19 protein-coding genes are annotated in these 23,217 nt (G+C 68.6%); 8 read left to right on the top strand and 11 right to left on the bottom strand.

What is annotated here, in order from left to right:
• Positions 1-2: 2 nt before the first annotated feature.
• Together QUG98_RS03150 and QUG98_RS03145 are read left to right on the top strand one after the other, a co-directional pair.
• The gene (locus tag QUG98_RS03150; protein WP_289469165.1) at positions 3-956 is read left to right on the top strand and encodes a beta propeller repeat protein; all 954 of its coding nucleotides are present in this window, start codon (positions 3-5) and stop codon (positions 954-956) included.
• 13 nt (positions 957-969) lie between these two features.
• The gene (locus tag QUG98_RS03145; RefSeq protein WP_289469164.1) at positions 970-2,436 is read left to right on the top strand and encodes a sugar transferase; all 1,467 of its coding nucleotides are present in this window, start codon (positions 970-972) and stop codon (positions 2,434-2,436) included.
• Between the two features lie 554 nt (positions 2,437-2,990).
• Here the strand turns inward: QUG98_RS03145 and QUG98_RS03140 are convergent.
• The gene (locus QUG98_RS03140) at positions 2,991-3,677 is read right to left on the bottom strand and encodes a GDSL-type esterase/lipase family protein (RefSeq protein WP_289469163.1); all 687 of its coding nucleotides are present in this window, start codon (positions 3,675-3,677) and stop codon (positions 2,991-2,993) included.
• A gap of 57 nt (positions 3,678-3,734) precedes the next feature.
• On the opposite strand from QUG98_RS03140, the gene QUG98_RS03135 reads away from it, so the two are divergent.
• On the top strand, positions 3,735-5,180 hold the full coding sequence (locus tag QUG98_RS03135) for an O-antigen ligase family protein (protein ID WP_289469162.1): 1,446 nt from the start codon (positions 3,735-3,737) through the stop codon (positions 5,178-5,180).
• Between the two features lie 258 nt (positions 5,181-5,438).
• Here QUG98_RS03135 and QUG98_RS03130 read toward each other — a convergent pair whose 3' ends face one another.
• The 7 genes from QUG98_RS03130 to QUG98_RS03100 all read right to left on the bottom strand — a co-directional run bounded on the left by QUG98_RS03130 (position 5,439) and on the right by QUG98_RS03100 (position 12,228).
• Positions 5,439-5,960 (bottom strand): acyltransferase, encoded by a 522-nt coding sequence (locus tag QUG98_RS03130; RefSeq protein WP_289469161.1) that lies wholly within the window; start codon positions 5,958-5,960, stop codon positions 5,439-5,441.
• Complete coding sequence (locus tag QUG98_RS03125; protein ID WP_289469160.1) at positions 5,957-7,042, bottom strand: hypothetical protein; 1,086 nt, start codon at positions 7,040-7,042, stop codon at positions 5,957-5,959. Before QUG98_RS03125 ends, QUG98_RS03130 begins: the two co-directional genes overlap by 4 nt.
• 143 nt (positions 7,043-7,185) lie before the next feature.
• Complete coding sequence (locus tag QUG98_RS03120; RefSeq protein WP_289469159.1) at positions 7,186-8,418, bottom strand: glycosyltransferase; 1,233 nt, start codon at positions 8,416-8,418, stop codon at positions 7,186-7,188.
• A complete protein-coding gene (locus QUG98_RS03115; RefSeq protein WP_289469158.1) occupies positions 8,415-9,347 on the bottom strand; it encodes a glycosyltransferase family 2 protein in 933 nt (310 codons plus the stop codon). Before QUG98_RS03115 ends, QUG98_RS03120 begins: the two co-directional genes overlap by 4 nt.
• Positions 9,340-9,813, bottom strand: coding sequence for an acyltransferase (locus QUG98_RS03110; protein ID WP_289469157.1), 474 nt, complete (start codon positions 9,811-9,813; stop codon positions 9,340-9,342). The genes QUG98_RS03115 and QUG98_RS03110 overlap by 8 nt, the downstream gene beginning before the upstream one ends.
• 232 nt (positions 9,814-10,045) lie before the next feature.
• On the bottom strand, positions 10,046-11,113 hold the full coding sequence (locus tag QUG98_RS03105) for a glycosyltransferase family 4 protein (RefSeq protein WP_289469156.1): 1,068 nt from the start codon (positions 11,111-11,113) through the stop codon (positions 10,046-10,048).
• Positions 11,110-12,228 carry a glycosyltransferase gene (locus QUG98_RS03100; protein WP_289469155.1) on the bottom strand — a complete coding sequence of 373 codons (1,119 nt, stop codon included), beginning with the start codon at positions 12,226-12,228 and terminating at the stop codon, positions 11,110-11,112. Before QUG98_RS03100 ends, QUG98_RS03105 begins: the two co-directional genes overlap by 4 nt.
• Positions 12,229-12,810: 582 nt before the next feature.
• On the opposite strand from QUG98_RS03100, the gene QUG98_RS03095 reads away from it, so the two are divergent.
• Positions 12,811-14,247 carry a DUF4012 domain-containing protein gene (locus QUG98_RS03095; RefSeq protein WP_289469154.1) on the top strand — a complete coding sequence of 479 codons (1,437 nt, stop codon included), beginning with the start codon at positions 12,811-12,813 and terminating at the stop codon, positions 14,245-14,247.
• 442 nt (positions 14,248-14,689) lie between these two features.
• The gene (locus QUG98_RS03090) at positions 14,690-15,250 is read left to right on the top strand and encodes a sortase (protein WP_289469153.1); all 561 of its coding nucleotides are present in this window, start codon (positions 14,690-14,692) and stop codon (positions 15,248-15,250) included.
• 122 nt (positions 15,251-15,372) lie between these two features.
• Here the strand turns inward: QUG98_RS03090 and QUG98_RS03085 are convergent, their stop codons facing one another.
• Entirely contained in the window at positions 15,373-15,501 is a 129-nt protein-coding gene (locus QUG98_RS03085; protein WP_289469152.1) for a hypothetical protein, read from the bottom strand.
• Between the two features lie 52 nt (positions 15,502-15,553).
• The gene (locus QUG98_RS03080; RefSeq protein ID WP_289469151.1) at positions 15,554-16,444 is read right to left on the bottom strand and encodes a VanZ family protein; all 891 of its coding nucleotides are present in this window, start codon (positions 16,442-16,444) and stop codon (positions 15,554-15,556) included.
• Between the two features lie 271 nt (positions 16,445-16,715).
• Between QUG98_RS03080 and QUG98_RS03075 the strand changes: the two genes are divergently transcribed.
• Positions 16,716-17,042 carry a hypothetical protein gene (locus QUG98_RS03075; protein WP_058729818.1) on the top strand — a complete coding sequence of 109 codons (327 nt, stop codon included), beginning with the start codon at positions 16,716-16,718 and terminating at the stop codon, positions 17,040-17,042.
• Here QUG98_RS03075 and QUG98_RS03070 read toward each other — a convergent pair.
• Positions 17,023-17,178, bottom strand: a complete 156-nt coding sequence (locus tag QUG98_RS03070) for a hypothetical protein (RefSeq protein WP_289469150.1) — start codon at positions 17,176-17,178, stop codon at positions 17,023-17,025. The two genes, QUG98_RS03075 and QUG98_RS03070, sit on opposite strands and share 20 nt — an antisense overlap.
• Here QUG98_RS03070 and QUG98_RS03065 point away from each other — a divergent pair.
• The gene (locus tag QUG98_RS03065) at positions 17,177-17,503 is read left to right on the top strand and encodes a hypothetical protein (RefSeq protein ID WP_137766469.1); all 327 of its coding nucleotides are present in this window, start codon (positions 17,177-17,179) and stop codon (positions 17,501-17,503) included. The genes QUG98_RS03070 and QUG98_RS03065 overlap by 2 nt on opposite strands.
• A 352-nt stretch (positions 17,504-17,855) precedes the next feature.
• Positions 17,856-23,204: a beta strand repeat-containing protein gene (locus QUG98_RS03060; RefSeq protein WP_289469149.1), complete on the top strand. Its 5,349-nt coding sequence runs from the start codon at positions 17,856-17,858 to the stop codon at positions 23,202-23,204.
• The last annotated feature ends 13 nt before the right edge of the window (positions 23,205-23,217 follow it).

The raw sequence follows: 23,217 nt of genomic DNA, 5'->3' as shown, positions 1-23,217 counted from the left end.
CGATGAGTCCGAGCCGGGGGGCCCGAAGCCTCGGGAGAAGACTGCCGCGCACCACGCTGGTCGGTGTCGCCGTCGTCGTCGTCGCGCTCGTCGTCATCGACGTCGTCCTCGTTGCCCTGGCGCTCGCCCGTACCGCACCGGAGGCGACGGGACAGCCTCGGCCCGTCCCCACCTTCGGAGCGACTGCGACGGCCCCCGCGACGCCGCGGCAGTCTCCGTCCGCGTCGGCGACCGGTGATCCGGCAGCAGAAGGCGCGGGTTCCGCCAGGCACCTGCTGTCCGCCATCGACGGTCTGGAGGCATGGCGCGCCTCCAGTGCGACCTGTGCCGATCCCGAGGTGGTGCTGGAGCACACGACCGATGGTGGCAAGAGGTGGCAGGCGGTCGAGCTCGACACTGACGTGCGCACGATCGCGGCGCTGCGCGCCACGTCCTCCGGGGTGTCCGTGCTGGTCGGGACCGGCGACGCGTGCGCGACCGAGGTCCGGACGTCCACCGACGACGGCAGCACCTGGGTCGGCGGCGCGTCCGGAGCCGCCGGTGCCGGAATCACCGAGCAGGGACTCGTCCTCGGTGACGACCTCATCGCCCCTCCCTGCGATGACCCGGACGATGCCTTCCGCGGTGAGAGCACGACGCTCGTCGCCTGCGACGACGAGCTTGACTGGCGCTCGGGGACGGGCGCCTGGGTGAAGGTACCCGTCGTCGGTGTTCGGGCGATCGCCGTGAACGGCGGCGAGTACACGCTCGCCCGCGTCGGGACCGCGAGCTGCGACGGCGTGCAGGTCGAGACCATGCGCGCGTCCGGGGTGACGACGGCGACGACGACCACGCCGGTCGGCTGCAACCCCGTGCCGACCGAGCGTCCGATCGCGCTCGACCGATCCGGCCGGGACCTGTGGATGTGGACCGGCGACAGCGTGACCGTGTCGAAGGACGGCGGGGCGACATGGTGACGGGGCGTCAACGGTGACCGCCGAAGCCGTCCGGCAGCCGGTCTCGACGGGCAGCACCCAGGAGTGGAGCCGCACGTACTCGCGACGTGTGCTCCTGACCGATCTCCTCGCGCTCATCTGGGTTGTGTTCGGCGTTCAGATCGCCTGGCTGGGGCTCGACTCGAACCTTGCGACGAACACCGCCGACCTGCGACTGAGTTACACCGGGATCTCCCTCGTGGTGATCGTGGTGTGGATGGCTGCCCTGGCGCTGTACGACACTCGGGGGAACCGGGTGATCGGTGTCGGGAGCACCGAATACCGCCTCGTCGCCGACTCGAGCGTCCGTGTGTTCGGGCTGCTAGCCATCGCCGCCTTCCTGCTCCACATCGACCTGGCCCGCGGCTACGTGCTCATCGCATTCCCCATCGGCATCCTCGTCCTGCTGCTCTCACGTTGGATGTGGCGCCAGTGGCTCGTCGCCGAACGCAAGCACGGCGGTTACTCCGCGAAGGTGCTGCTCGTCGGGTCGACGTCAAGTGTGCTGCACATCGCGCGCGAACTCGCACGGACGCCAGAGGCCGGCTACCGCGTCGTCGGCGCTGCCGTCGCTGACGGCAGACGCGGGCTGCTGCCGGGATCGAAGGTCGAGAGCCACGGCGGACTCGACGACGTTGCCGGAGCTCTGGCGACCACCGGTGCGGACACCGTCGTCATCACCAGTTCCGACGACCTGCCGCCTGAGCGCGTCAGGCAGCTCAGCTGGTCGCTCGAACCCGGCCGACAGCACCTGGTCGTCGCGCCCAGCCTGACCGACATCGGTGGTCCGCGCATCCACACCCGTCCGGTGCAGGGACTTCCGCTCATCCACGTCGAGACGCCGACGTACTCGGGGCGGAAGCTGTACACGAAACGGGCGTTCGACCTGGTCGGGTCAGCGGCGCTCATCATCGTCCTCGCCCCGGTCCTGCTCGTGCTCGCACTGCTCGTCGGACTGACGTCGCCTGGGCCGGTGTTCTTCCTGCAAGAGCGCGTGGGTCTGAACGGGTCGACGTTCCGCATGATCAAGTTCCGTTCGATGGTCGTCGACGCCGAGCAGCGGCTGCAGGAGCTCAGCGCGCTCGACCGCGCTGAGGGCAATGCGGTGCTGTTCAAGATGAAGAACGATCCGCGGGTGACGCGGGTCGGCGCGTTCATGCGGCGGTACAGCTTGGATGAACTCACGCAGCTCTTCAACGTGTTCGTCGGCACGATGTCGCTGGTCGGCCCACGGCCGCCACTCTTCCGTGAGGTCGAGCGCTACGACCAGCACGTGCATCGGCGCTTCTTGGTGAAGCCGGGGATGACGGGGCTCTGGCAGGTCAGCGGGCGATCGAACCTCTCGTGGGAAGACTCGGTCCGGCTCGACCTGTTCTACGTGGAGAACTGGTCGATGGTGGGGGATCTGGTGATCCTCTGGCGCACGGTGAAAGCAGTCCTCGCACCGCAGGGTGCCTTCTGAGGAATCGAGCGCTGCGGCGCTGGAGGAGTCGGTGAGTCGTCTCATGAGCAGTGCGGTCGGGACCGTAACGAGGCCCCGCTGCAGGACCCGCCCGAGCTAGACGGTGTCGATCGACGGCAGGACGCCGCGGAACGCTACTGGGCCGGCTGTCCGCTACGCGGAGAGCTCGTCCCCGCGATGAAGTGCCGGGCTGAGACGGGGCGAACTCCTCATCCCGGTGATCCGGATGTCGCTCGGATCGCCACTACTGTGGCTCACGCTGACTCACCAGTGGGGGCGCTACCGCCACCTTGCTGGTGGGTCGCGGGATGATCTGTCTACCAGGCTTCGCCTGACGCCCAGGGAACGCGTCCGGCCTGTTCGCACTGATGATCAACGCTGCACCGAAGAAGATCGCTGCGATGAGCCGATCCGAATTGCCCGTGAGCGAGAACATGAGGTCTCACCCGCCCACGAGCACCTCGAACACGGGAGCCGGTACGAGGATGCGGTGTTCGCTGAACCAATCGACCTGCACGCCATGCTCGCCGACCTCGCAAGCATTCCCTCGTTGGTCAGCGGCGCTCTAGCGCAGCGAGCACGTGGCCCGCGTATGCCGCATGCCCGGCAGCCGTGAGGTGCTTTCGATCCGCCCCGAACGACAGGCCGGTCCAACCGAGCGCCGAGACGTACCGAGCTCCGTGCTCGTCACTGGCCGTTCGGAGAGCGCGATCCACAACCTGTTCACCCGTCACCCCAGGAGCGTTCACAGGCCCGATGACGACGACGTCGCGGCCTGCAAATCGAGCAATCAGCGCTCCTGCTGCGCTCTTCACCACGGTCGGGTCCTCGCCAACGTCGTTGAGGCCACCCTCGATGAGTAACTGTGATCCGTCGTCAGGGATGTCGCGGGCCCGCTCCGCGAAAGAACCATCGCCGCAGAACCCGGGGTTGACGAAGCCGGTTCCTCCCTGAGCGACCACATCAACTCTTGCTGAAGTGCTGGCCGCAAGAGTTCGAGTCCAGGTGTCGTGCCTGTCAGCCAAGGTGTCCCCGGTCGAGTAAGAGTCCCCGAGGACGCTGATGGTCCTGAAGCCATGACCGATGCGTTCGACAGGGCCGGTGTTCTTCAAATAGGAACGCACCTCGTCGCACGCTGCTTGCCGTGAGATGGCGCCGTGGGTGAGGTTGCTGACGTAGCTTCCAGCGGCGACCACGGTAAGCGCGACCGATGCGACTACCAGGGTTCGAAGGACACGCACGGGCTCAGCTTAGTGAGCCCGCTAGGCGTCGCGTCACTCGTGCCATAGCCTGAGCGGGTGTCAGATCTACGGGGCAATGTGCTGCAGTTGGTCGCTGGAGCGGTCACGGTAGCAGCCGTGGTCGCGGGCGTGGTCTACTCGCCGATCGTCGCCGCGGCCGGAGTAGCGGCAGTGGCAATCTTCATGTTTGCTCTAGTGAAGGGTCACGGTGCTTACAGAGGGGTCGCGGTACTCGGCGCCATCATTGCCTCGGTGGTCATCCCACCGCTTCACACTGGTGTCCCCGGCTGGTTCGGGATGGCGGCAGGTGCAGCGTGGCTGATCGTGTTCGGCTTGCTCTCAGCCGGCGGTGGCAGTCGCCGCGATTGGGGAACGTACTCGGTCTTCGCGCTGCTGTCGGTGGTCGGACTTGCGTCGACCGCCTTGATCGAGCCCTTCCCGTACGTCGGGCTGGTGATGCTCTTCCTCCTCGCAGTCGGGTTCTTCTCGCGCGGGCTACGCTCCCGCGAGTGGGCAATTGTCCGTCTAGGTATCGTGGTCGTGGCGGTCATCGAAGCGCTGCTGTGTGTGGTCGAGTTCATCGTGTTCCACGGGGATCCGCTTGATGAAAAGGCCGGTCCACACCCCGTCCTCGCCGAGTTCACTCGCCCTGAGGGCACCCTCGGACATCCGATCGTCGCGGGCGTCGCGATGCTGGCTGGCCTTTCCCTCGTGCTCGCGTCGACTCGCCGATTCCGCTTCAAGCCGACGGTGATCGTCGTCCTTCTTGGCGGAATCTTCGCCACCGGTAGCTCCTCCGTCTACATCGCTGCCCTGGTCGGCGTACTCCTGCAAACAGTGCTCACGGGGCGAAGCGGCTGGCGCGTTGTCAAGGGCGCGGCAGTGGCCGCGGTCGGCACCTACCTGATCTTTCACGAGAACTTCCTTGCCCCTCTCGTCGACGACGTAAGCGGGAACAACTCGACGCACCGCCTCAACTCGATCAAGGCAATCCCAGATCTCCTCACCCTTCGTCCAGTACACGAAGGCTTGTTTGGCAGCGGATGGGGCTCCGAAGCTAGGAACTACCAGAACGGTTACATCCGGAACGACTACTTCTTCTCGGTCGACAACATGTTCGCGACGTCGATGATGGCCGCGGGGGTCATCGGCTTCGCTCTGTTCTGCGTCCTCCTGTTGCGTGCATTTGCGCGGGCAGACGCGCGCGGGCGCATCCTCATTGTCACTCTCGCTGTCATGCTTTTTAGCTTCGACGTCTTGCAGTGGGCTTCTTCGGGTTCGCTGATGCTCGTCGTCTTGCTGAACACCCAACGCCGCCGCCCGGACTCACTCAACGAGGTGCTTGAGGGCAACGCGGCGAGCCTACAGCCGATTGCCGTGGCAGCAGGGTTACTACAGCCTGCTCATGCTGCGCCTGGGACAAACGGCTCGCTGCCACACCGACGAACAGGGGGCGCCCTGCCCGAACGCCCGACTGGCGTGCACGGCTCGCCGGTCCAATAGGCCGCCATGGCATCCCGCTCCTTTGGAGCACACGAACGTAGTTCACCGATCAAGCGACTTGGCGGCGTCGAGGACGATGCCGCTTGGTGGACCTCGCGGTCGGCGATCGCGGACCGAGTGGGCGAGCCCTTGCAGTGTCCGAGCACCACCCGAAAGGGGCTACCGGCCGACAGAAGCTCTCGTCCGCGGGTTGAAGTCGTGACCGGTGATTCAGGCGAAGCACGTCGCCGCACTTCCTGAGCCTGCAGAGTTCGGAGATCAGGGGTTCAACGAACGAACCGCGCGCGCGGGCACTCCAGCGACGAGCTCATCGGCCGCAACCGCTCCCGTGACGACTGCGCCGGCAGCGACGACTGCACCAGGCCCGATGACGACCCCCGGCAGGATCGTGACGTTCGCACCGATCCACGCTCCGTCGCCGATCCTGACCGGCTGAGCGAGTTCGTCGCCGGCACGCTGTTCGCTGCTCCCGATCGAATGGGTTCCGGTCACCACTACGCAGCGCATACCGATTCGGACGTTCCTGCCGATCGAGATCGTGGCAGCGGCGTCGAAGAAGCAATCGTAGTTGACGAAAGTACCTCGACCGATGTGGACGTCTCTACCGCCGAAGAAGCAGCGGGCTTGGACGAAAGCACGCTCGACGGGGAGCCCGAGCGTACGGAGTGCGCGCCATCGAATCTGGGGCGGGATCATCGGACTCGCCACCAGGCTGTTCAGCACGATGTCCCGTCCGAGACGGAGGATCTCTCGTTGGAGTCCGCTGGTCAGTCGAGTCATGCGGTGACCGCTCTGTCGGGGTGAGGAGGTTCCTGGACCGCGCGCCAGGTGAGCAGCGCCGCGACGAGCTTGACCACGGCCATGGCGGTCAGAGCGGTGATGAGCCCGGGTAGGCCGAACCAGAGCGTGAGTGCCAGTTGGACAGCGATGTCGCCGGACACGATCATGAGCCGGATGCGGTGCGGCGTCTTCGGCTCGGCCCGGAATCGAAGCACGAGGAGCGCGGTGTCCAGGACGAGGTTCCCGAGCAGGGCGGCACCGATCGGGACGAGGAACGGTCCGATGTGGTCGTAGGCAGCTCCCGCGACACCTGTTGCTGAAACCCACCAACCCACCAGGCCGGAGAGGACGACTCCTGCGAGACCGCCCGCCAGCCACTTGCCCGCAAGGCGCACCTGCGCGGTCGCGCCAGCGGCATCGAGTTCGCTCATCTTGACGAGCAACAAGGGCGTGAGCGCCTGGATGATGCTGAAGACAGGCGCGAAGATGATCGAGTACGCGAGGCGGATGCCGGCAGTCGCCGTCGGCGATGCCACGAGGTAGATGATCAGGATCCCCAGCTGCGATCCGAGAGCGGAGTAGAGCGCTTCGGCAGAGATGCGTACCGACGTGCCGAGTACGCCGGGAACAGCCCGAGTTGTCTGCGGCATCGTGCCGATCGTGCACCAGGAGACGCCCAGAGACACCGCGAGGCTCGTCATCCACAAGAGGAGAACGTCCGCGCCCAACCCGAAGACGGCGCTGAGCGCGACCGCGATCGCTCCTACTGCGTAGGGCAACGCTCCGACGATCGCGGCTGCGAAGCGCTTCCGGAGTGTGAGCAGGTAGTGCGGCCCGTCAGCGAGGACGATGAGCCCCGCCACCGCCGTCGGCAGGAGACTCGCATCCGTCTGTCCGAGTGTGAGCCAGACTGCGCTCGCAACCGTTGCGAGCAGGGCGAACGCCATCGATGTGAGCAGGACCGCGGAGCTCGAGAGCGCCTCGTCGACACGGAGGTTCAGGCGTGTGCCGGCGACGATCCTGCCGTCCATCGCAAAGGCGCGGGCGCAAGCGGCTGCGATCACGCCGATGCTCGTGACCACGGTGAGGCTCGCGAACTCACGGAGCGGCAGGACGTGACTGCTGGACAGCGTGAACAAGAAGAACGCTGCGGACCAGGACCCTTGGTCCACGAGTCGGAGGATCACGTTGCTCCGTGCGGCGGCCTGGACCCGATCCCAGATCATCATGCTTCGCGCCGCATCCGAGCACGGGCGAGGAGGGCCCGCTCCATGTCGCTCAGGCGTTCGTTGGTCCAGGTGTTGCTCGGCAGCCGCGGCTGCTCTGATGCTCGGAGGACGGCGTCCGCGACGGCGTCCGGATCGTCCGCGGTGCCGGCGGGGATGCGTGCACCGGATGCACCAGCGTAGGTGAGGACAGCATCAGCGCCCGTGCCGGCGAACACGACGACCGGCAGCCCGACGGCCGTTGCCTCACCGACGACCCCCGAACCGCCCTCACGGGCGGAGAGATGCACGAGGACGTCCGCCGCCTGCATCTCTGCGATCACCCGACCCCGATCTACCTGCCCGAGGAAGCTGACCCGATCAGCCACACCCAGGGCGTGGGCGAGGTCCAGGAGGTGATTGCCGAGACCAGGTGCCGGTTTGCCGGCGATCGTCAGACGTGCCGCCGCCAAGGCTGGACGGGTCAGCGCCGCTATCGCGAGCTCGAAGCGTTTCAGGGGGACGAGGTGCCCGACACACAGCAGCCGCAGGCCTTGTCCGTCGGCCTTTGGGCGTTCGGGCTGTTGGCTCGGCTTAATCGGACGTGTGTTCGGGAACACGGTCGCCGCACTGCCGTCGGACTCGAGCCGAGCGGCCAGGATCGGAGACGTGACGAGTGACAGGTCCACACGTCGCCCCGTTCGCCGTGCGCACCACGTGCTCAGCAGGTCCCGAAGCCGTTGGACGAGGTAACGCTTCCGCCAGTCCCTCGGGCGAGGCTCGTAGCGGTACGCATCCGCGCGTCCGGTCGAACCGACAGGGCCCCACACGGTTAACGCAGGGCCACGGAGCCACGTGATCGGCGCGGGGAGCAGCTCGCTCGCGAACGTCACGTGCCGGGCGAGCAGGACCTCGTCACGACGAGCGACACGTCGTACTGCCCGTGGCGTCAGCCAGCCCCAGACGATGTGCTCGAGGCGGGTGAGGCGATGGTGCCGCAGGACCTTGAGCGCTCGGTGCTCGGGCGGAGCCACGACCGTCAAGCGGCTGATGTCACGTCGTTCGCTCCGCAGCTGATCCAGTGTGGCTCTGCGCGACCGCTCGTTCATCACCGCGATGATCCGCAGATCCTCGTCACCCGCTATCTCGAGCCACGTCGTCAGGTACTCCCAACCGATGGTCGGCTCACTCGGGAGCCGCGGGTCGCAGGCGAACGCAGTGATCACGACGGTGTTCGCCCGGACCGCACTCATCTGCGACTCCGAACCAGAGCGGTGCTGTAGGCGGCGAAGCGCCGAGCGGATTCCGATCGCGGTCCCTTCAGCAGCGCCGCGAGTACCGCTCGGGAAGCAAGGCCAGCGGCGACGACGGCGGTCCAACGCTGTGTCGAGGCTCGACCGTGGGCCAGGCTCGAGGCGTGGAACTCCCGCAGGTTCAGGACCCAAGCGGAGTTGACCGTACCGTCGCGATGTCCGTCGCTGGCACCGACCATGTGTTCAGCCCGCGCTTCAGGTAGCAGCCAGATGTCGTGCCCGGACCGGCGGGCACGGAAGCAGAACTCGACGTCCTCGGCGTACATGAACCACCGCTCGCTGAGGCCACCGAGGCGGACCCAGACGGCGCGGGAGAACAGGAGGCAGGCGCCCGTCGCCCATTCGACGTTGGTCGGCTTCGTGACCTGATCCGGCAGCAGGTAGTGTCCCTGGGCCCACTGCGCCGAGCGTCCGAGCCGCGAAAGGCCACTGTAGTGGGTGAGCATCCTCCACGTCGTCGGCATCCAACCCGCCGACAAGATGCGCTGAGGAGCGGGCTGCTCGATGAAGGGAGCGAACACGGAGTCCGGGTCGCGTCGAGCAGCGTCGAGCAGGAGGGTCACGCTCGTCGAGGAGATGATCGCATCCGGGTTGAGGAGCATGACGAACGACCCGCGTGACCGCTCGACTCCGAGGTTCACCCCCTTCGCGAACCCGAGGTTGCCCCCGCTCTCGACGACGAGCACGTGTGGATGCGCCTGGCGGACCAGCTGAACGGTCTCGTCGCTGGACCCGTTGTCGACGACGACGATCTCGATGGAGGGGTCGGTCCCCAACCCGTCGAGCGCTGCGCCGACGACGTGCGCGCTGTTGTAGGTGACGAGCACCACTGAGAGTTCCGGCAGCCCCTCGTGATCGGCCTCAGACATCCTGTCCCTCGTCCCTGCGTCGTGATCGGCGCTCCGTCGCCGGTACTCCAGCGACGACTGCAAACGGCTGGACGTCCTTCGTCACGAGTGCGCCGGCAGCGACGACGGCGCCGTCACCGATGGTCACGCCGCGGAGGACGGTGGCACCTGCACCGATCCACACATCATCGCCGACGACGATCGGGGCTCGCCGTGACCCCTGCTGTCGTATCGGGGTGTCGGCGTCGTCGAAGACGTGGTCCTCGCTGATGAAGGTCACGTTGGGTCCCAGCAGGCAGTCCCTTCCGATCGTCACTCCTCCCTGCCCCCAGAGGAGGTTGCCGGAGCCGACCGCAGTCCGGTCACCGACCCGGATGTGCTCGCCGGGTTCGCTGATGACGCCACTTGCCAGCAGCCGGGCGTTGGGTCCGACTGTGACGTTCTCCCCCAAGCTGATGCCGGAGCGGCTGAAAGCCTCGATGACCACGCCTTCACCCAACGCTGTGCCCGCTCCGAGCGTGACCTGCGCCCGGCCGCGTATCCGGACCCCCGGACCGCGGAACAGCAGCACTGCAGCGCTTCCTCGGCGTGGCAGCGACAGTCCCCGTACGAGTTCGACTGCGCGACGGAGCGCGAACTGTTGCAGCGCGGACACCGGCAGATCCGCCGGAAGCGGTCGTCCTCGGAGGCGTTCGTAGAGTCGTGCGAGAACGGGCATGTCACTTCTCCGTCGTGGCGCGCGCTGCCGCGACGACGCCGGACCAGCTCGATCGCTGCCGATCAGTGTCGGTCAGGGGAGGCTTCTGATGGTCAGTGTCCAGTTCGAGCCTGATGTGTTCAGCAACGGCATCCACGTCGTTCGAGTCCACGAAGGTCGCATCTCCCGCGAGCGTCTCGCGGAAGACAGGCCGATCGCTCACCAAGACCCGGGCTCCGAGGTTGGCCGCCTCGATCGGGGGGAGCCCCCAACCCTCGTCGAGCGAGAGGAACAGCATGAGCCGGCAGTGCTCGTAGAGCCACCGCAGCTCGTCGTCGGCGACGCCTCCGACGAACCGGACAGAGCCAGCTGACTCGGCCTCCCGTGCGCTGCTCGACAGCGCTTCCGAGCGGCCGGAAGGTTCGCCGACCACCACGAGCGGAAGGTCGCAGGTCACTCGGCCCGAGGCCACCGCCGCCTCGATCGTCGTCGAGAGGTTCTTGCGGACGTTCAGGCGTCCGACCGTGAGCAGGAACTGCCCGGCGAGCAATCCGTCGACGGGGCGCGACGGCGCGTCGTGTCGCATGGCACGGGAGATCCCGAGGCCGGTCGGGACGATCTGATGTGCACGTGGATTGTGCTCGCGGATGCGGCGGGTCTCGGTCGAGGAGCTCGTCAGGACACGATCAGCGCGCGGTAGCAGTGCGGGGATGAGTGAGAGGTAAGCGCGCTCCAGCCGCGTGAACCAGGACGGATTGCTCTGGAAAAGCACGTCGTGCACGAACACAGCGGATCGAGCAGCACCGAAGAGCGGCGTGAAGTTCTGACTCACCACGAGGTCCCCACCGACGCGACGAGCGAGGACCGGCAAGGCGATTGCGGCTGCGAGCAGGTGGACCGGCGCCCGGGTGCCTCGCACTTCCACGGTCGGATGGTCCAGCTGCACCGCCGCTCGATCTCGACGAGGCACGAGAACGGTGAGCTGGTCCTCCGGGTGGAGTCGTCCCCAGGCGCGGATGATCTCCTTGACCACCATCCGGCCTGACGGGGGGCCGTTCAGCAGCCAGTACCCATCGATGACGACCTTCACGATCGGCTCTTCCTCCGCACCTTCTCCAGGAGGTCCGAGTAGCCAGCGCTCACGCGCTGCCACGTGTAGACAGCGCCCGCCCGCTCTCGGGCACCCCTCACGAGACGTTCGCGCAACGCTCGATCGTCCAGGACTCGTCGGATCTCGGAAGCGATGACGCCCGGCTGCGGTGGGACGAAAAGTCCGTTGTCCTGCAACACCTCGCGGTTGAAGACGGTGTCCCGGGCTACCGTTGCGGCCCCGGAGGTCATCGCTTGCACCAACGCGGGGTTCGTGCCGCCGACACTGTGGCCGTGGAAGTACGCGCCGGCCTCACGCCAGAGCCGATGGAGGAGCGCGTCGTCACGGACGTGTCCGAGCCAGTGGATCCGCTCGTGCTCCCGACTCAGCGAGGCAGCGGCATCGTCGAGCGCGCCGCCGTAGCCCGACGATCCGACGAGCACGACGTCGTGATCGGCAGCCAGTTCGAGAGCGGCGGCGAAGAACTCCTCGACCGAGTTCTCCGGCACGAACCGCGCGACGAAGAGCACGTACTCACCCGGTCGGAACGGATTCGTCGCCGAGTCTGAGATCGAGGGCTCTCCTCCGTAGGGGATGAAGGTGCTCGAGCGTCCGAATCGATCGCGCCAGAAGTCGCCGAGTGCACGGGCATCGACCACGAGCGCCGTACCGAACTTGGCCGTGAACCAAGCTCCGAGACGGAATACTGTCCGCGCGAGTCGACCCCACTTCGCGCGTTCCCATTCAATGCCGTCCACGTTGACGACGGTCGGCACACCGCGGGCGGCGAGGAGAGGAAGCCAGAAGCCGTTCGCCACGTTCATGACGAGCGCAACGTCAGGACGCCGGATTGCCGCATGGAGGGCGGCCGTGAGCCCGAAGGTGAGCGTGCTGATCGACCGTCGTTCGATACCAGGGGTGTCGATCCGCTCGATCCGTGGGTCCGCTTCGACGCCTTCTCGTGGAAGGCCCCCGCGTCCGTAGACCGTGACGTGCCAGCCGTCATCAGCGAGACGAGGTGCAACATGGCGCACCGCCGTCTCGAATCCTCCGTAGTGGCTCGGGTAACCCCTGGTGCCGATGATCGCGACGGATCGCGCCCTTGTTGTCCGCAACGGTCCCCTCAGTTCCGCGGCTTCTTCCGGTAGCGGCCGCGCGCAACAGGATGACCATAACAAACGTGAGGCTTTCGCTCACCACGACGAGGCGAAGGTTGTCGCTGACGGCTGGAGGACACGAAGACGGTTCCGACGCAGTCGAAACGGAGGACACCGCGCCTCACGCGGGACATGAGGGACCGTAGGATTGCCCTCATGTCCGACCAGCCCGAGTCGCGACGCACTGCTGTACGCCGGGGGAACAGGGCCCGGACCGTGCTGTGGATCGTGCTCGCCGTCGTCCTTCTGCTGATCCTCGCTGTCGCATGGGTGGGGGTGCGAGGCGCGCTCGCGAAGGGTCACCTCGAGCGCGCTGTGGTTGATGTGAGCACCCTGCGGTCGCAGCTGGGGAACGCTGACACGGCCAAGGCTCAACGAACCGCGGAGCATCTGCAGAGCGAGGCGTCGGCGGCGCGGTCGCTCACCGGCGATCCGGTCTGGAGCGCTGCCCAGTACGTTCCGTTCTTCGGAGCCAACCTCCGCGCGGTACGTGGCGTCTCGGTCGTCGTCGACGACGTGGCATCTGGAGCTGTCAGTCCGGTGGCCGACGTCATCGGGGGCCTGAGTACGGACGCGTTCACGCCGAAGGGTGGCAAGGTCGACCTCGATCCGTTGGTGAAGGCGCAGCCTGCTGTTGCTCGGGCAGCGAAGACCGTGGCGCGGGCCGAACGCGATGCGAGTGCGATCGACACCAGCGACACACTCTCTCCGGTCACGTCCGCGGTGAACCAGCTGCGGAACGCGCTGCGCTCGGCGTCCGACGAGGTGGACACCGCTGATCGCGTGGTGCAGCTCGCGCCGGCCATGCTCGGCAACGAGGGCGAGCGGAACTACGTCCTGCTGTTCCAGAACAACGCCGAGCTGCGCGCTGGCGGGGGTATCCCGGGGGCCGTGGCGCTCCTGAAGGTGCAGGACGGTGCGATCTCGCTCGGCGACCAGGCGGCCGGATCGTCGTTCGGCCCCTACGACGAGTCCGTCCTGCCGCTCGACCCAGGGACTCGAACGCTGTACGGCGAGATCACCGGACGCTACATGCAGGACGTGACGCTCACGCCCCGCTTCGACCTGTCCGCGGAACTCACTCGCGAGATGTGGAAGCAGAAGTTCGGGCAGCAGGTCGACGGCGTCCTTGCGGTCGATCCGGTGACGTTGAGCTACATCCTGCGGGCGACCGGGCCGGTGCAGCTCCCGACCGGTGACAGGCTCACAGCCGACAACGCGGTGCAGTTCCTGCTCAGCGACGTGTACGCAAAGTACCCCGACCCGAGCGTGCAGGACCTCTTCTTCGCGTCGGCCGCCAGCGCGGTCTTCGACAAGGTGTCGACCGGGTCGTTCGACGCAAAGCAGTTCGTCAGCGCTTTGACGCAGGGAGAACAGGAAGGTCGCCTCCGGCTGTGGAGCGCGACGAAGGCCGAGCAGGCGCAGCTCGAGGGCACACCGCTCGCGGGCGACCTGCCGGTCGCGACGACGTCGCTCCGACAGTTCGGTGTCTACCTCAACGACGGCACGGCCTCGAAGATGGACTACTACCTCGAGAAGACGGTGTCCGTCGGCGCCTCGGTCTGCCGCGCAGATGGCCGCCCGACCTCTGCGGTCGAGGTAACGATCACGAACAGCGCTCCAGCCGACGCTGCAACGAGCCTGCCCGAGTACGTGACCGGTGGCGGGCTCTCGGGAACGGCGCCCGGCAAGATCAAGACGCTGGTCGCAGTCTACGCCCCTGAGGGATCGATCTACCTCGGCTCGACGCAGGACGGCAGGCAGGCTCCCGTGCAGACCGTGATGGACGGCGAGCACCCGGTCGTCCAGCTTCAGACGCTGCTCGCCCCCGGCGAGAGCACGACGTTCCGGGTCGCGTTCCTCGGTGATCAGAAGGAAGCGAAGGCTGCAGTCGACGTCCTGTCGACGCCGGGAGCCAAGCAGAGCAAGGTGCTGCCGTTGCGGTTCGACTGCGCGGACCCGACGCCGGCCGACTGAGAGCAGCGCGGACCGTACGGCGAGTCCGCCCCCCGGTGGTGGATGTAGGCGTCGTGTTTATCCGCCTGGCGCGACCGCAGGTCTCCCCAGAATGGGGGTGCCGAGCGTTCCTGAGAGATTCGATCACATGAACGAGCGTGGTCAGATGAGGCCTGCAGGTTGCAGGACGTGTTGACAGCATGGGTCCTGAACTGGGGTTTTCGCATTTCGATCGGATTCTGTGACCGGGGAGCATCGGCGATCGGAGTCCTGCGCATGCGGCCGTCGAGCTGACATTTGCGAAAACTTTCGTCTCAGGTGGCAACATCCTGAGGATTCCGGATAGATTGAGGGAACTTCGCCATAGCGACCGCTTGCTCCTTCGCGGCACGTTCCAGGGGGGAGTGCCAACGGGCTCTGGGTGTCAGGGTCTGCAGGATCAGATCTTTAGGGGAAACACTTCATGAAGAAGCTCATCGCCGCTGCCCTCATCGCGGGTGCAGCCTTCGTCGCGGTCCCGACCGCGGCCAACGCCGCCACCGGGTACGCCCCGCAGTCGGCCGGGACCGTCTCGGGCACCCTTGCCCCCGGCGGCACCGCGGTCGCTTCGTTCTCCAATGGCGTCTTCACGCCCAACGAGACCGTCCGCGTCCAGGTCACCGGCGCCGGTGCCGTCACGCTCGGCGCGCTGCCCGTCACCACGGTGTCGAAGGACTACACGGCCACGTCGACCGGTGCGCTCACCGTCCGCGTGACGTTCCCGGCCGGCGGTTCGGGCACCTACAACCTGACCGCCACCGGCGCCACCTCGGGCGTGCCCGGAACCGGCTTCTTCACCATCGCTCCGGCTGGTGCGGCGGGCACCGTCGGCTCGACCGGCGGCTCCGGCACCCCCGGCCAGCTCGCCTTCACCGGTGGCACCATCTCGACGCTCGGCCTCTGGGCTGCTGGCGGTGCCATCGCCCTCGGTGGTGGCCTGCTGGTCGTCCGCAAGTCGGTCCGTCGTCAGCGCGACGCCGCCTGAGTGCAGCTCGACTGAACCGAACGGAACCCCCGGCGCCTCGGTGCCGGGGGTTCCGTCGTGTCCGGAGCCGAGGACGGAGCCAGAGCGGATGCCGAGGTTGGCTCCGGGGGGAGTGGCTCGGATCAGGTGACGAGGAGGGCGACCGCCACGACGGCGATCACGGCGAGCGGCGCGACGATCCAGAGCCACCACGGGAACATCGAGGGCTGCTGGTAGGGACGAGGCTGCTTCCGATTCGGGTTCGGGTCCATGCGCTGACAGTAGGTCGCAGAGTGGCGGAATGGTCCGAATTTCTCCAGATCTTCATGCAGCGTCGCGTGGAAGTCCATGAGCCGCACTCACGCGAGCTCGGCCGAGCACCACGACCCCCACCAGCACCCCCAACACCGCCCCGGAGGTGTTCGCCACCACGTCGTCCACCGACGCGAACCGCGCCGGCAGGAACAACGCCTGCACCGTCTCGATCGCGCAGCTCGCCAGGAACCCGCCGAGCATGCCGACCCACCACGCCCGCGCCCCGAACAGCAGCAGCACGAAGAACCCGAACGGCACGAAGAAGACCACGTTCGCCGTGAACTCGACCGCGTCGTACCCGAGCCACCCCGGCGCCCCGAGCCGTTGCCCCACCGCGATCGCCCGCACCAACAACGGGTGGATCCCGCCGTCGACGGGGGAGCCTGCCGTCGCCACGAGCACCACCAGGAGCGCGTAGACGGCCGCGAGCGTCCACGCCACCCGACGAGACCGTCCCGACGCGTGGGCGGCCCGGTGCCGCGCGTGCAAGGCCGCGTCGGCGAGCGACCCGATCGCGACCCCGACGAGTCCCGCGAGCGCGACGGACCGGAACCGCCCACCCGGCGTCGACGACTGCGCCGCCAGGGCCCCGGCGACCACCAGCACGACGACCGCGCTCACCAGCGCGCGTCGACGCACCCCCTCCGGCCTGGAGGCCCTGCTCGCCCCCGCCAGCAGCACCGGCAGCAGGGCGGTCACCAGGGTCACCCCGATCGCCGTCACGAACCCGTCGCCGAGGGCCAGGGTGCCGTGCCCGAGCGCGCGCAGCGCGCCCACGACGTGCAGCAAGGCGGACCGCACGCGGTCCGCCAGGCCGGGCACGAACAGGACCGCGCCCACGAGCACGACCGCAGCGATCATCCCGCTGCGCACGATCGTGGTCCTGGTCGCGGTGTCCATCGGGATCGACGGTAGTGGGCCGTGCCTCCCGGCCGGACGAGACGCGAGGACGACTCGAGAATGCGACCGAAGCAGTTCATCCACGAAACGAGTACCCCGATCATCCCCCTGTACCCCGTTCTCATGTCCCCCTGGCCCGGAAATCCGGGGCTGTCCCCCGACGCGCATGCACGAAACCCGTGAAAGGGCGGGCATCGCTGGCGTGACCGGGGGACGTTCTCGTACGGTTGTCCCGTCAGCAGATGTACCCCGGATCGCGAAGGAGAGCGACATGAGCACCACGGTCACCACCGACACCCGCGAGGTCACCCTCGACACCGAGACGGTCGACGTCATCGCGATCCTCGAGGCCGAGGCAGAGCACTCGGGCCGCGCGGCGCGCGCCAAGACCACCTGGACGCAGGAGGACGACGGCGAGTGGATCGCCAACTACGGCGGCTACTTCGGCGGCAGCGTCGACAAGCGTGACGGCCGCTACGTCGCCTCCGACACCTTCGGCCTCGTCGTCGGCGACTTCGCCACCCTCGAAGAGGCCCAGGCCAAGCTCGCGGACCAGCTCCACGTGATGCTGCCGTCCGTCATCCGTCCGGTCGCGTAGTGCCCGACGACCATCCGGCGCCGACCGCGGTCGGCACCACCAGCCAGACCAGCACGATCAGCTCGACCCGAACGATCAGCGCCACCCGAACCACCAGCACCGTCCAGCACCACAGCAGCACGAGGAGCACCACCATGAGCACCAGCGTCGCCAACAGCCACCAGGCCGAGGTGACCGTGGACACGGCGACAATCGAGGTCATCACCGGCATCGCTGCCGGCGTCGTGTCCCCCGACGCACCGGCCCGGGCGCACGTCGTCTGGTCCGAGGCCGACACGGGGCTCTGGGCGGCGAACTACGGGGGCTACTACGGCGGCGTGATCGACCAGCAGGGCGCGCACTTCTTCGTCTCCGACACCTTCGGGCAGTACGTCGGCGACTTCCGCTCGCTGCACGAGGCCCAGGACCGCCTGGCCGAGCGCCTGCACGACCTGCTGCCGGACGTGCGCCGCACGCTCTGACCGCACCACGATCCGACCAGGAGGCCCGGATCACCTCCGCCACACGGCGGACGTGATCCGGGCCTCCCGTCATTGCGTGCACATCACGATCGCCGACCGGCATGGCTCGGCGGCGCACCCCCAGTTCGAGGAGGGTCCCCCACACTGGGGACCACTGTTGCCCCCCTCGACACTCAGAGTCCTGCCAGGATCGGGACGACGCCACTGACGGTCCCTCATGCACGGACCGTCACGTCAGTTCGGCGTCAGCATCGTCTCGACCCGAAAGTGACTCATGCTGCCTGTGCACCAGGGCACCCGTGTGCCCGGACGCGTCCACGCGCGCCCACGACCCGGTATCCGTACCGTCGCCATGCTCGGCGTCGCCCTGCTCGGCGCCGTCGGCGTGACGCAGGCAGTCGTCGCCGATCCGGCCGCTGCTGCGACGGCGCTGTCGTGCGACCAGAACACGCTCTACGCGATCAACACGGCGCAGAACCAGCTCGCCGCGATCGACGCGACCACCGGTGCCGTGACGAACGTGACCCGGATGGACCCGGCCGACAACGCCCTCGCGGTCGCCCGCAACGGTGTCGCCGCCTACGCCGCGGTGAACAACGGCAACACGATCACCTCGTACGACGCGGTCAACGGCGTCCGGAACCCCGACGTCACCAACGCGGACCCGAGCGGCAACCACCAGCTGCTCCGCGGCGCGATCAACCCGGCGACGGGCATCTACTACTACGCGAGCGGCGCCAACCCCGCCTACCTCGGCGCCTATGACACGAAGACCGGCACGAAGATCGGCCAGGTCGGCACGATCGGCAACCTGCTGACGGGCAAGAACGGCGACATGGCGTTCAGCACCCGCGGTCTGCTCTTCGTGGTGACCGGCAACCAGATCCGCCGCGTGGACGGCGACACGGTCCCGACCACGGCCGGCACCACGGCGCTCACCAGCACGCTCGTCGCGACGCTGCCCATCGACGCGAGCACCGCCGGCAGCCCGGGCATCGGCTTCTCCGCCGACGGCTACCTGTTCGCGTCGGTCGGGTCGACGGTCTACAAGATCGACCCGGGTTCCGGCAAGCAGGTCGGTGACCCGGTGACCATCGCCGGTGGCTACACGCCGAGCGACCTCGCCACGTGCAACTACGCCAACACGCTCTCCGCGCAGTCGAGCGTCGACCACCGCTGGGCGTCAGGTGACCAGTTCGCCCTCGAGGTCACCGGCGGCGGCGTCAGCACCGGCAACACCGCGACCACGGCGGACTCCACCGACGGCGTGCAGTCGCAGAAGGCCGGCGCGGTCCTGACCACGCCGAAGAACCGGTACACGGCGACGCAGAAGGCAGCCGGCACGACCGACCTCGCGAACTACGCGACGACCTGGCGCGCCGAGAACATCAACTCGGGTGCGGTGATCGCCCAGGGCGACGGCAACACGGCCGCCTTCGACTTCCCCGCGGCCACGAGCGCCGACGGTACCGACGTCGTCGTCACGTTCGCCAACACCGTGAAGGCCACGCACGTCGCGACCACCGCCGACACCGCGACCACGACCTCGGGCACCGCCGTGACGAAGAGCGCCGCCGACGGTGTGCTCGCGAACGACAGCGGCACCGGCCTGAGCGTCGTCTCGAACACGCAGCCCGCGCACGGCTCCGCGACGGTCCGTCCCGACGGCTCGTACACCTACACGCCCGCCGCGGGCTTCTCCGGCACCGACTCCTTCACCTACACGGCGAAGGACTCCTCCGGGCAGACCGCGACGAGCACCGTCACCGTGACCGTCACGCCGAAGGGCACCGACGACGCCTTCTCGGTGCGCGCCGGCGGGACCGCGTCCGCGGACGCAGCCAACGGCCTCCTGGCCAACGACGGCGGCAGCGACCTGACCATCACGAGCCACACCGACCCGACGCACGGCACCCTCGAGCTCGGGAAGGACGGGTCCTACCGGTACACCCCGGCACCCGGCTTCTCGGGCACCGACTCCTTCACCTACACGGCGACCGACGGCAACGGCGCCACCACGACCGCGACCGTCACCGTGACGGTCACGCCCGCGGCGGCCGCCGACTCGATCACCGTGACCGCCGGTGGGCCGACCACGGTCGGCGCTCCGGGCCTGCTCGGCAACGACCAGGGCACCGACCTGACCGTCACCGGATCGACCCAGCCCGCGCACGGCACGGTCACCGTCGGGTCGGACGGCTCGTACACGTACACCCCGGCCGACGGCTACTCGGGCAACGACTCCTTCGACTACACCGTCACCGACGGCAACGGGAAGTCCGACACCGTCACCGTGACCGTCCTCGTGCGCCCTGCCGCGAACGACGACACCCTGACCACGCGCGCCGGTGAGACCCTCACCACCACCACGCGCCAGGACGGCCTGCTCGGCAACGACCGCGGCACCGGCCTGACGGTCACCGGGAACACGCAGCCGGCCCACGGTGCGCTCACGCTGAACCCCGACGGCACCTACTCCTACGTGCCCGCCACCGGGTTCTCCGGCACGGACACCTTCCAGTACACGGTCACCGACGCCGCCGGCACCGTCGCGACAGCCACCGTCACCGTCGTCGTGCCGCCGACCGCGAAGGACGACACCGCGTCGACCGCAGCGAACACCCCGGTCACCGTCGACGTGCAGCGCAACGACCTCGGCACCAGTCTCGGCACCCAGATCGCGACGCAGCCCGCACACGGCACCGCGGCGGTCGACGACCAGGGCCGGATCGAGTACCGCCCGACCACCGACTGGTCCGGCACGGACACCCTGACCTACCAGGTCGTCGACAAGAGCGGACGCAGCTCGGCCCAGGCGACCGTCACGATCACCGTCGCGCCGATCGCGCGGTCGGACGATGCCTCGACCACCGCCGGCACCCCGGTCACCGTCCCCGCGTCGACCCTGCTCCGCAACGACTCCGGCGCCGGCCTGACCGTCACCGGTGTGAGCCGGGCGACCGACGGCACCGTCGCGCTCGACGCGGACGGCAACGCCGTGTACACCCCGGCCGACGGCTTCTCGGGCACCGGCACCTTCTGGTACGACGTGCGCGACGCCTCCGGCGGAACGGCGTCCTCGTGGGTCGTCGTCATCGTCGGACCGCAGGCGACCGCCGACACCGCGACCGTCCCGGCGTCCACCACGCTGACCGTCGGCGAGGCGAAGGGCGTGCTGGCGAACGACCAGGGCACCGGCCTGACCGCGACGCTCGACGAGGAGCCGCTGCACGGCACGGTCGACCTGGCCGCCGACGGCTCGTACACCTACACGCCGACCGCCGACTGGTCGGGCTCGGACCGCTTCACCTACACGGCGACGGACTCGTCCGGTCAGAAGAGCACCGGTCTCGTGACGATCACGGTCACGCCCCGCACCGAGGACGACCGGATCCGCACCGCGGCCGACCAGCCCGTCACGGTGACCTCGGGTGACCTGACCGGCAACGACCACGGCTCCGGGCTCACCGTCACCTCGGTCGGGCAGCCGAGCGCCGGCACCGTCGTCCTGAACGCCGACGGCACGATCACGTACACCCCGGCTCCGGGCACCTCGGGCACGGCGACGTTCCCGTACGGGGTCACCGGCGCGAACGGCAACACGGCCGAGGGCACCGTCACGGTGACGATCACGCCCGTGGTCGTCGCGAACGACGCCGACGCCACCGCCGACGGCACCCTCGTCGTGCCCGCAGACAAGGGCGTGCTCGCGGGGGCGACCGGCACCGACCTCGCGGTCACCGACAACACCGACCCGGGCCACGGCACGGTCGAGGTCGGCAAGGACGGCTCGTACACGTACACGCCCGAGCCGGGGTACTCCGGCAAGGACACCTTCGACGTGACGATCACCGACGGTTCCGGGAACACCACCACCGGTACCGTCACGATCACCGTCGCACCGAAGGCCGTCGACGACGCCGTGACCACCACGACGGACACCCCGGTCGACGTCCCCGTCCTGCGGAACGACAAGGGCACCGCGCTCCGGGTGACCGGGGTCGGCACCGCCGCGAACGGGACCGTCCGCACCACCGACACCGGCGTGACCTACACGCCCGCAGCGGGCTGGTCCGGCACCGACACCTTCACCTACACGGTGACGGACGGCACCGGCTCGACCGCCACGGCGACGGTCACGGTCACGGTCACCCCGACCGCCGGCGACGACGTCCTGCAGACGCCCGCGAACACCTCGCTCGCGATCTCGCCGGAGACCCTCACCGGCAACGACACGGGCTCCGGCCTCACCGTCACGGGTGCGACCGAGCCGCGCCACGGCACCGTCACGAAGGCGGCCGACGGCACGCTCGTCTACACGCCCACCACGGGCTGGTCGGGCACCGACACCTTCGCGTACACGGTCACCGACGCCTCCGGGCAGACCGCGACCGCCACGGTGACGGTCCTGGTCGGCGCCGTCGCGACCCCCGACCAGGGCACCACGACGACGAACGGCACGCTGACCGTCCCCGCTGAGCGCGGTGTGCTCGCCGACGACTCCGGCACCGGACTCACGGCGACGCTCGACCGGAAGCCGCAGCACGGCACGGTCGACCTGGCGAAGGACGGCTCGTACGTCTACACGCCGGCGGAGGACTTCTCCGGCACGGACACCTTCACCTACACGGCGACCGACGCCGAGGGGCAGACGTCCACCGGCCTCGTCACCATCACGGTCACCCCGACCGCGGGCGCCGACGCGGCACGCACCACCGCCGGCACGCCGGTCACGGTGCGCGGTCCGGGCGTGCTCGGCAACGACCGCGGCTCCGCACTCCGTGTCGCGTCGGTCGGCCGTGCGCAGCACGGCACCGTGACGATCGCCGCCGACGGCACGTTCGTCTACACGCCCGAGGCCGGCTTCTCCGGCGTGGACACCGTCACCTACGAAGTGGTCGACGCCGAGGGGCAGCACGCCGAGGCCCTCGTCACCATCACGGTCGGGATCGCCGCCGCCGACGACAGCGCCAGCACGGTCGCCGGCACCGCGATCGCCCGTGACGCGCAGCACGGCCTGCTCGGCAACGACCGAGGGACCGGCCTGACCGCCGCCCTCGACCGGGGGCCCGCGCACGGCACCGTCACGGTCCGCCCCGACGGCTCGTACGTCTACACGCCCACGACCGGGTTCACCGGCACCGACCGCTTCACCTACACGGTGACCGACGCGTCCGGGCAGACGACGACGGCGACCGCGGTCATGACGGTCGTCGCGGCCGCCACCGCCACGGACGACTCGGCGGTCGGTGCGGTCGACCACCCGGTCACCATCCGTCCGATCGACAACGACCACGCCAGCGGCGGAGCGCACTTCGTGCCGTCGACGCTGCACCTGGTCGACCCCGCCAGCGGTGCGCCGACCGACCGGGTCGTCGTGCAGGGCATGGGGACCTGGCAGGTCCAGGACGGGACGGTCGTGTTCACCCCCGAGCACGGCTGGGCAGCGCGCACCTCGATCGACTACACGGTGCTCGACAGCGCCGCGCAGATGGTCCGCGCCACCATCGAGGTGTCCTTCCCGACCGGCCTCGCCGCCGCGGCGCACATCGCGAAGCTCGCCTTCACCGGCACGACCGGACTCGTCGGGCTCGGCCTGGCGGCCGTCGCGATGGTCCTGGCCGGGCTGTTCCTGGTGGTCCGACGCCGGGGTGGCGGCGCCACGGTCGTGACGGGGACGCGCCGCCGCAGCGGGTCCTGACGACAGCACCACA

The sequence above is a fragment of the Curtobacterium subtropicum genome (genome assembly GCF_030362975.1).
Taxonomy (GTDB): Bacteria; Actinomycetota; Actinomycetes; order Actinomycetales; family Microbacteriaceae; genus Curtobacterium; species Curtobacterium subtropicum.
Note: the sequence above shows the minus strand (reverse complement) of the source record. Positions and strands in the feature narration are given on the sequence as shown.

What these genes read in the sequence shown, in the direction of transcription:
- QUG98_RS03150 (WP_289469165.1), top strand. Translation starts at nt 3, where the DNA reads ATGAGTCCGAGCCGGGGGGCCCGAAGCCTCGGGAGAAGACTGCCGCGC.
- QUG98_RS03130 (WP_289469161.1), bottom strand. Translation starts at nt 5,960, where the DNA reads ATGACTCGACTGACCAGCGGACTCCAACGAGAGATCCTCCGTCTCGGA.
- QUG98_RS03120 (WP_289469159.1), bottom strand. Translation starts at nt 8,418, where the DNA reads ATGAGTGCGGTCCGGGCGAACACCGTCGTGATCACTGCGTTCGCCTGC.
- QUG98_RS03115 (WP_289469158.1), bottom strand. Translation starts at nt 9,347, where the DNA reads ATGTCTGAGGCCGATCACGAGGGGCTGCCGGAACTCTCAGTGGTGCTC.
- QUG98_RS03090 (WP_289469153.1), top strand. Translation starts at nt 14,690, where the DNA reads ATGAAGAAGCTCATCGCCGCTGCCCTCATCGCGGGTGCAGCCTTCGTC.
- QUG98_RS03085 (WP_289469152.1), bottom strand. Translation starts at nt 15,501, where the DNA reads ATGGACCCGAACCCGAATCGGAAGCAGCCTCGTCCCTACCAGCAGCCC.
- QUG98_RS03080 (WP_289469151.1), bottom strand. Translation starts at nt 16,444, where the DNA reads ATGGACACCGCGACCAGGACCACGATCGTGCGCAGCGGGATGATCGCT.
- QUG98_RS03075 (WP_058729818.1), top strand. Translation starts at nt 16,716, where the DNA reads ATGAGCACCACGGTCACCACCGACACCCGCGAGGTCACCCTCGACACC.
- QUG98_RS03065 (WP_137766469.1), top strand. Translation starts at nt 17,177, where the DNA reads ATGAGCACCAGCGTCGCCAACAGCCACCAGGCCGAGGTGACCGTGGAC.
- QUG98_RS03070 (WP_289469150.1), bottom strand. Translation starts at nt 17,178, where the DNA reads ATGGTGGTGCTCCTCGTGCTGCTGTGGTGCTGGACGGTGCTGGTGGTT.
- QUG98_RS03060 (WP_289469149.1), top strand. Translation starts at nt 17,856, where the DNA reads ATGCTCGGCGTCGCCCTGCTCGGCGCCGTCGGCGTGACGCAGGCAGTC.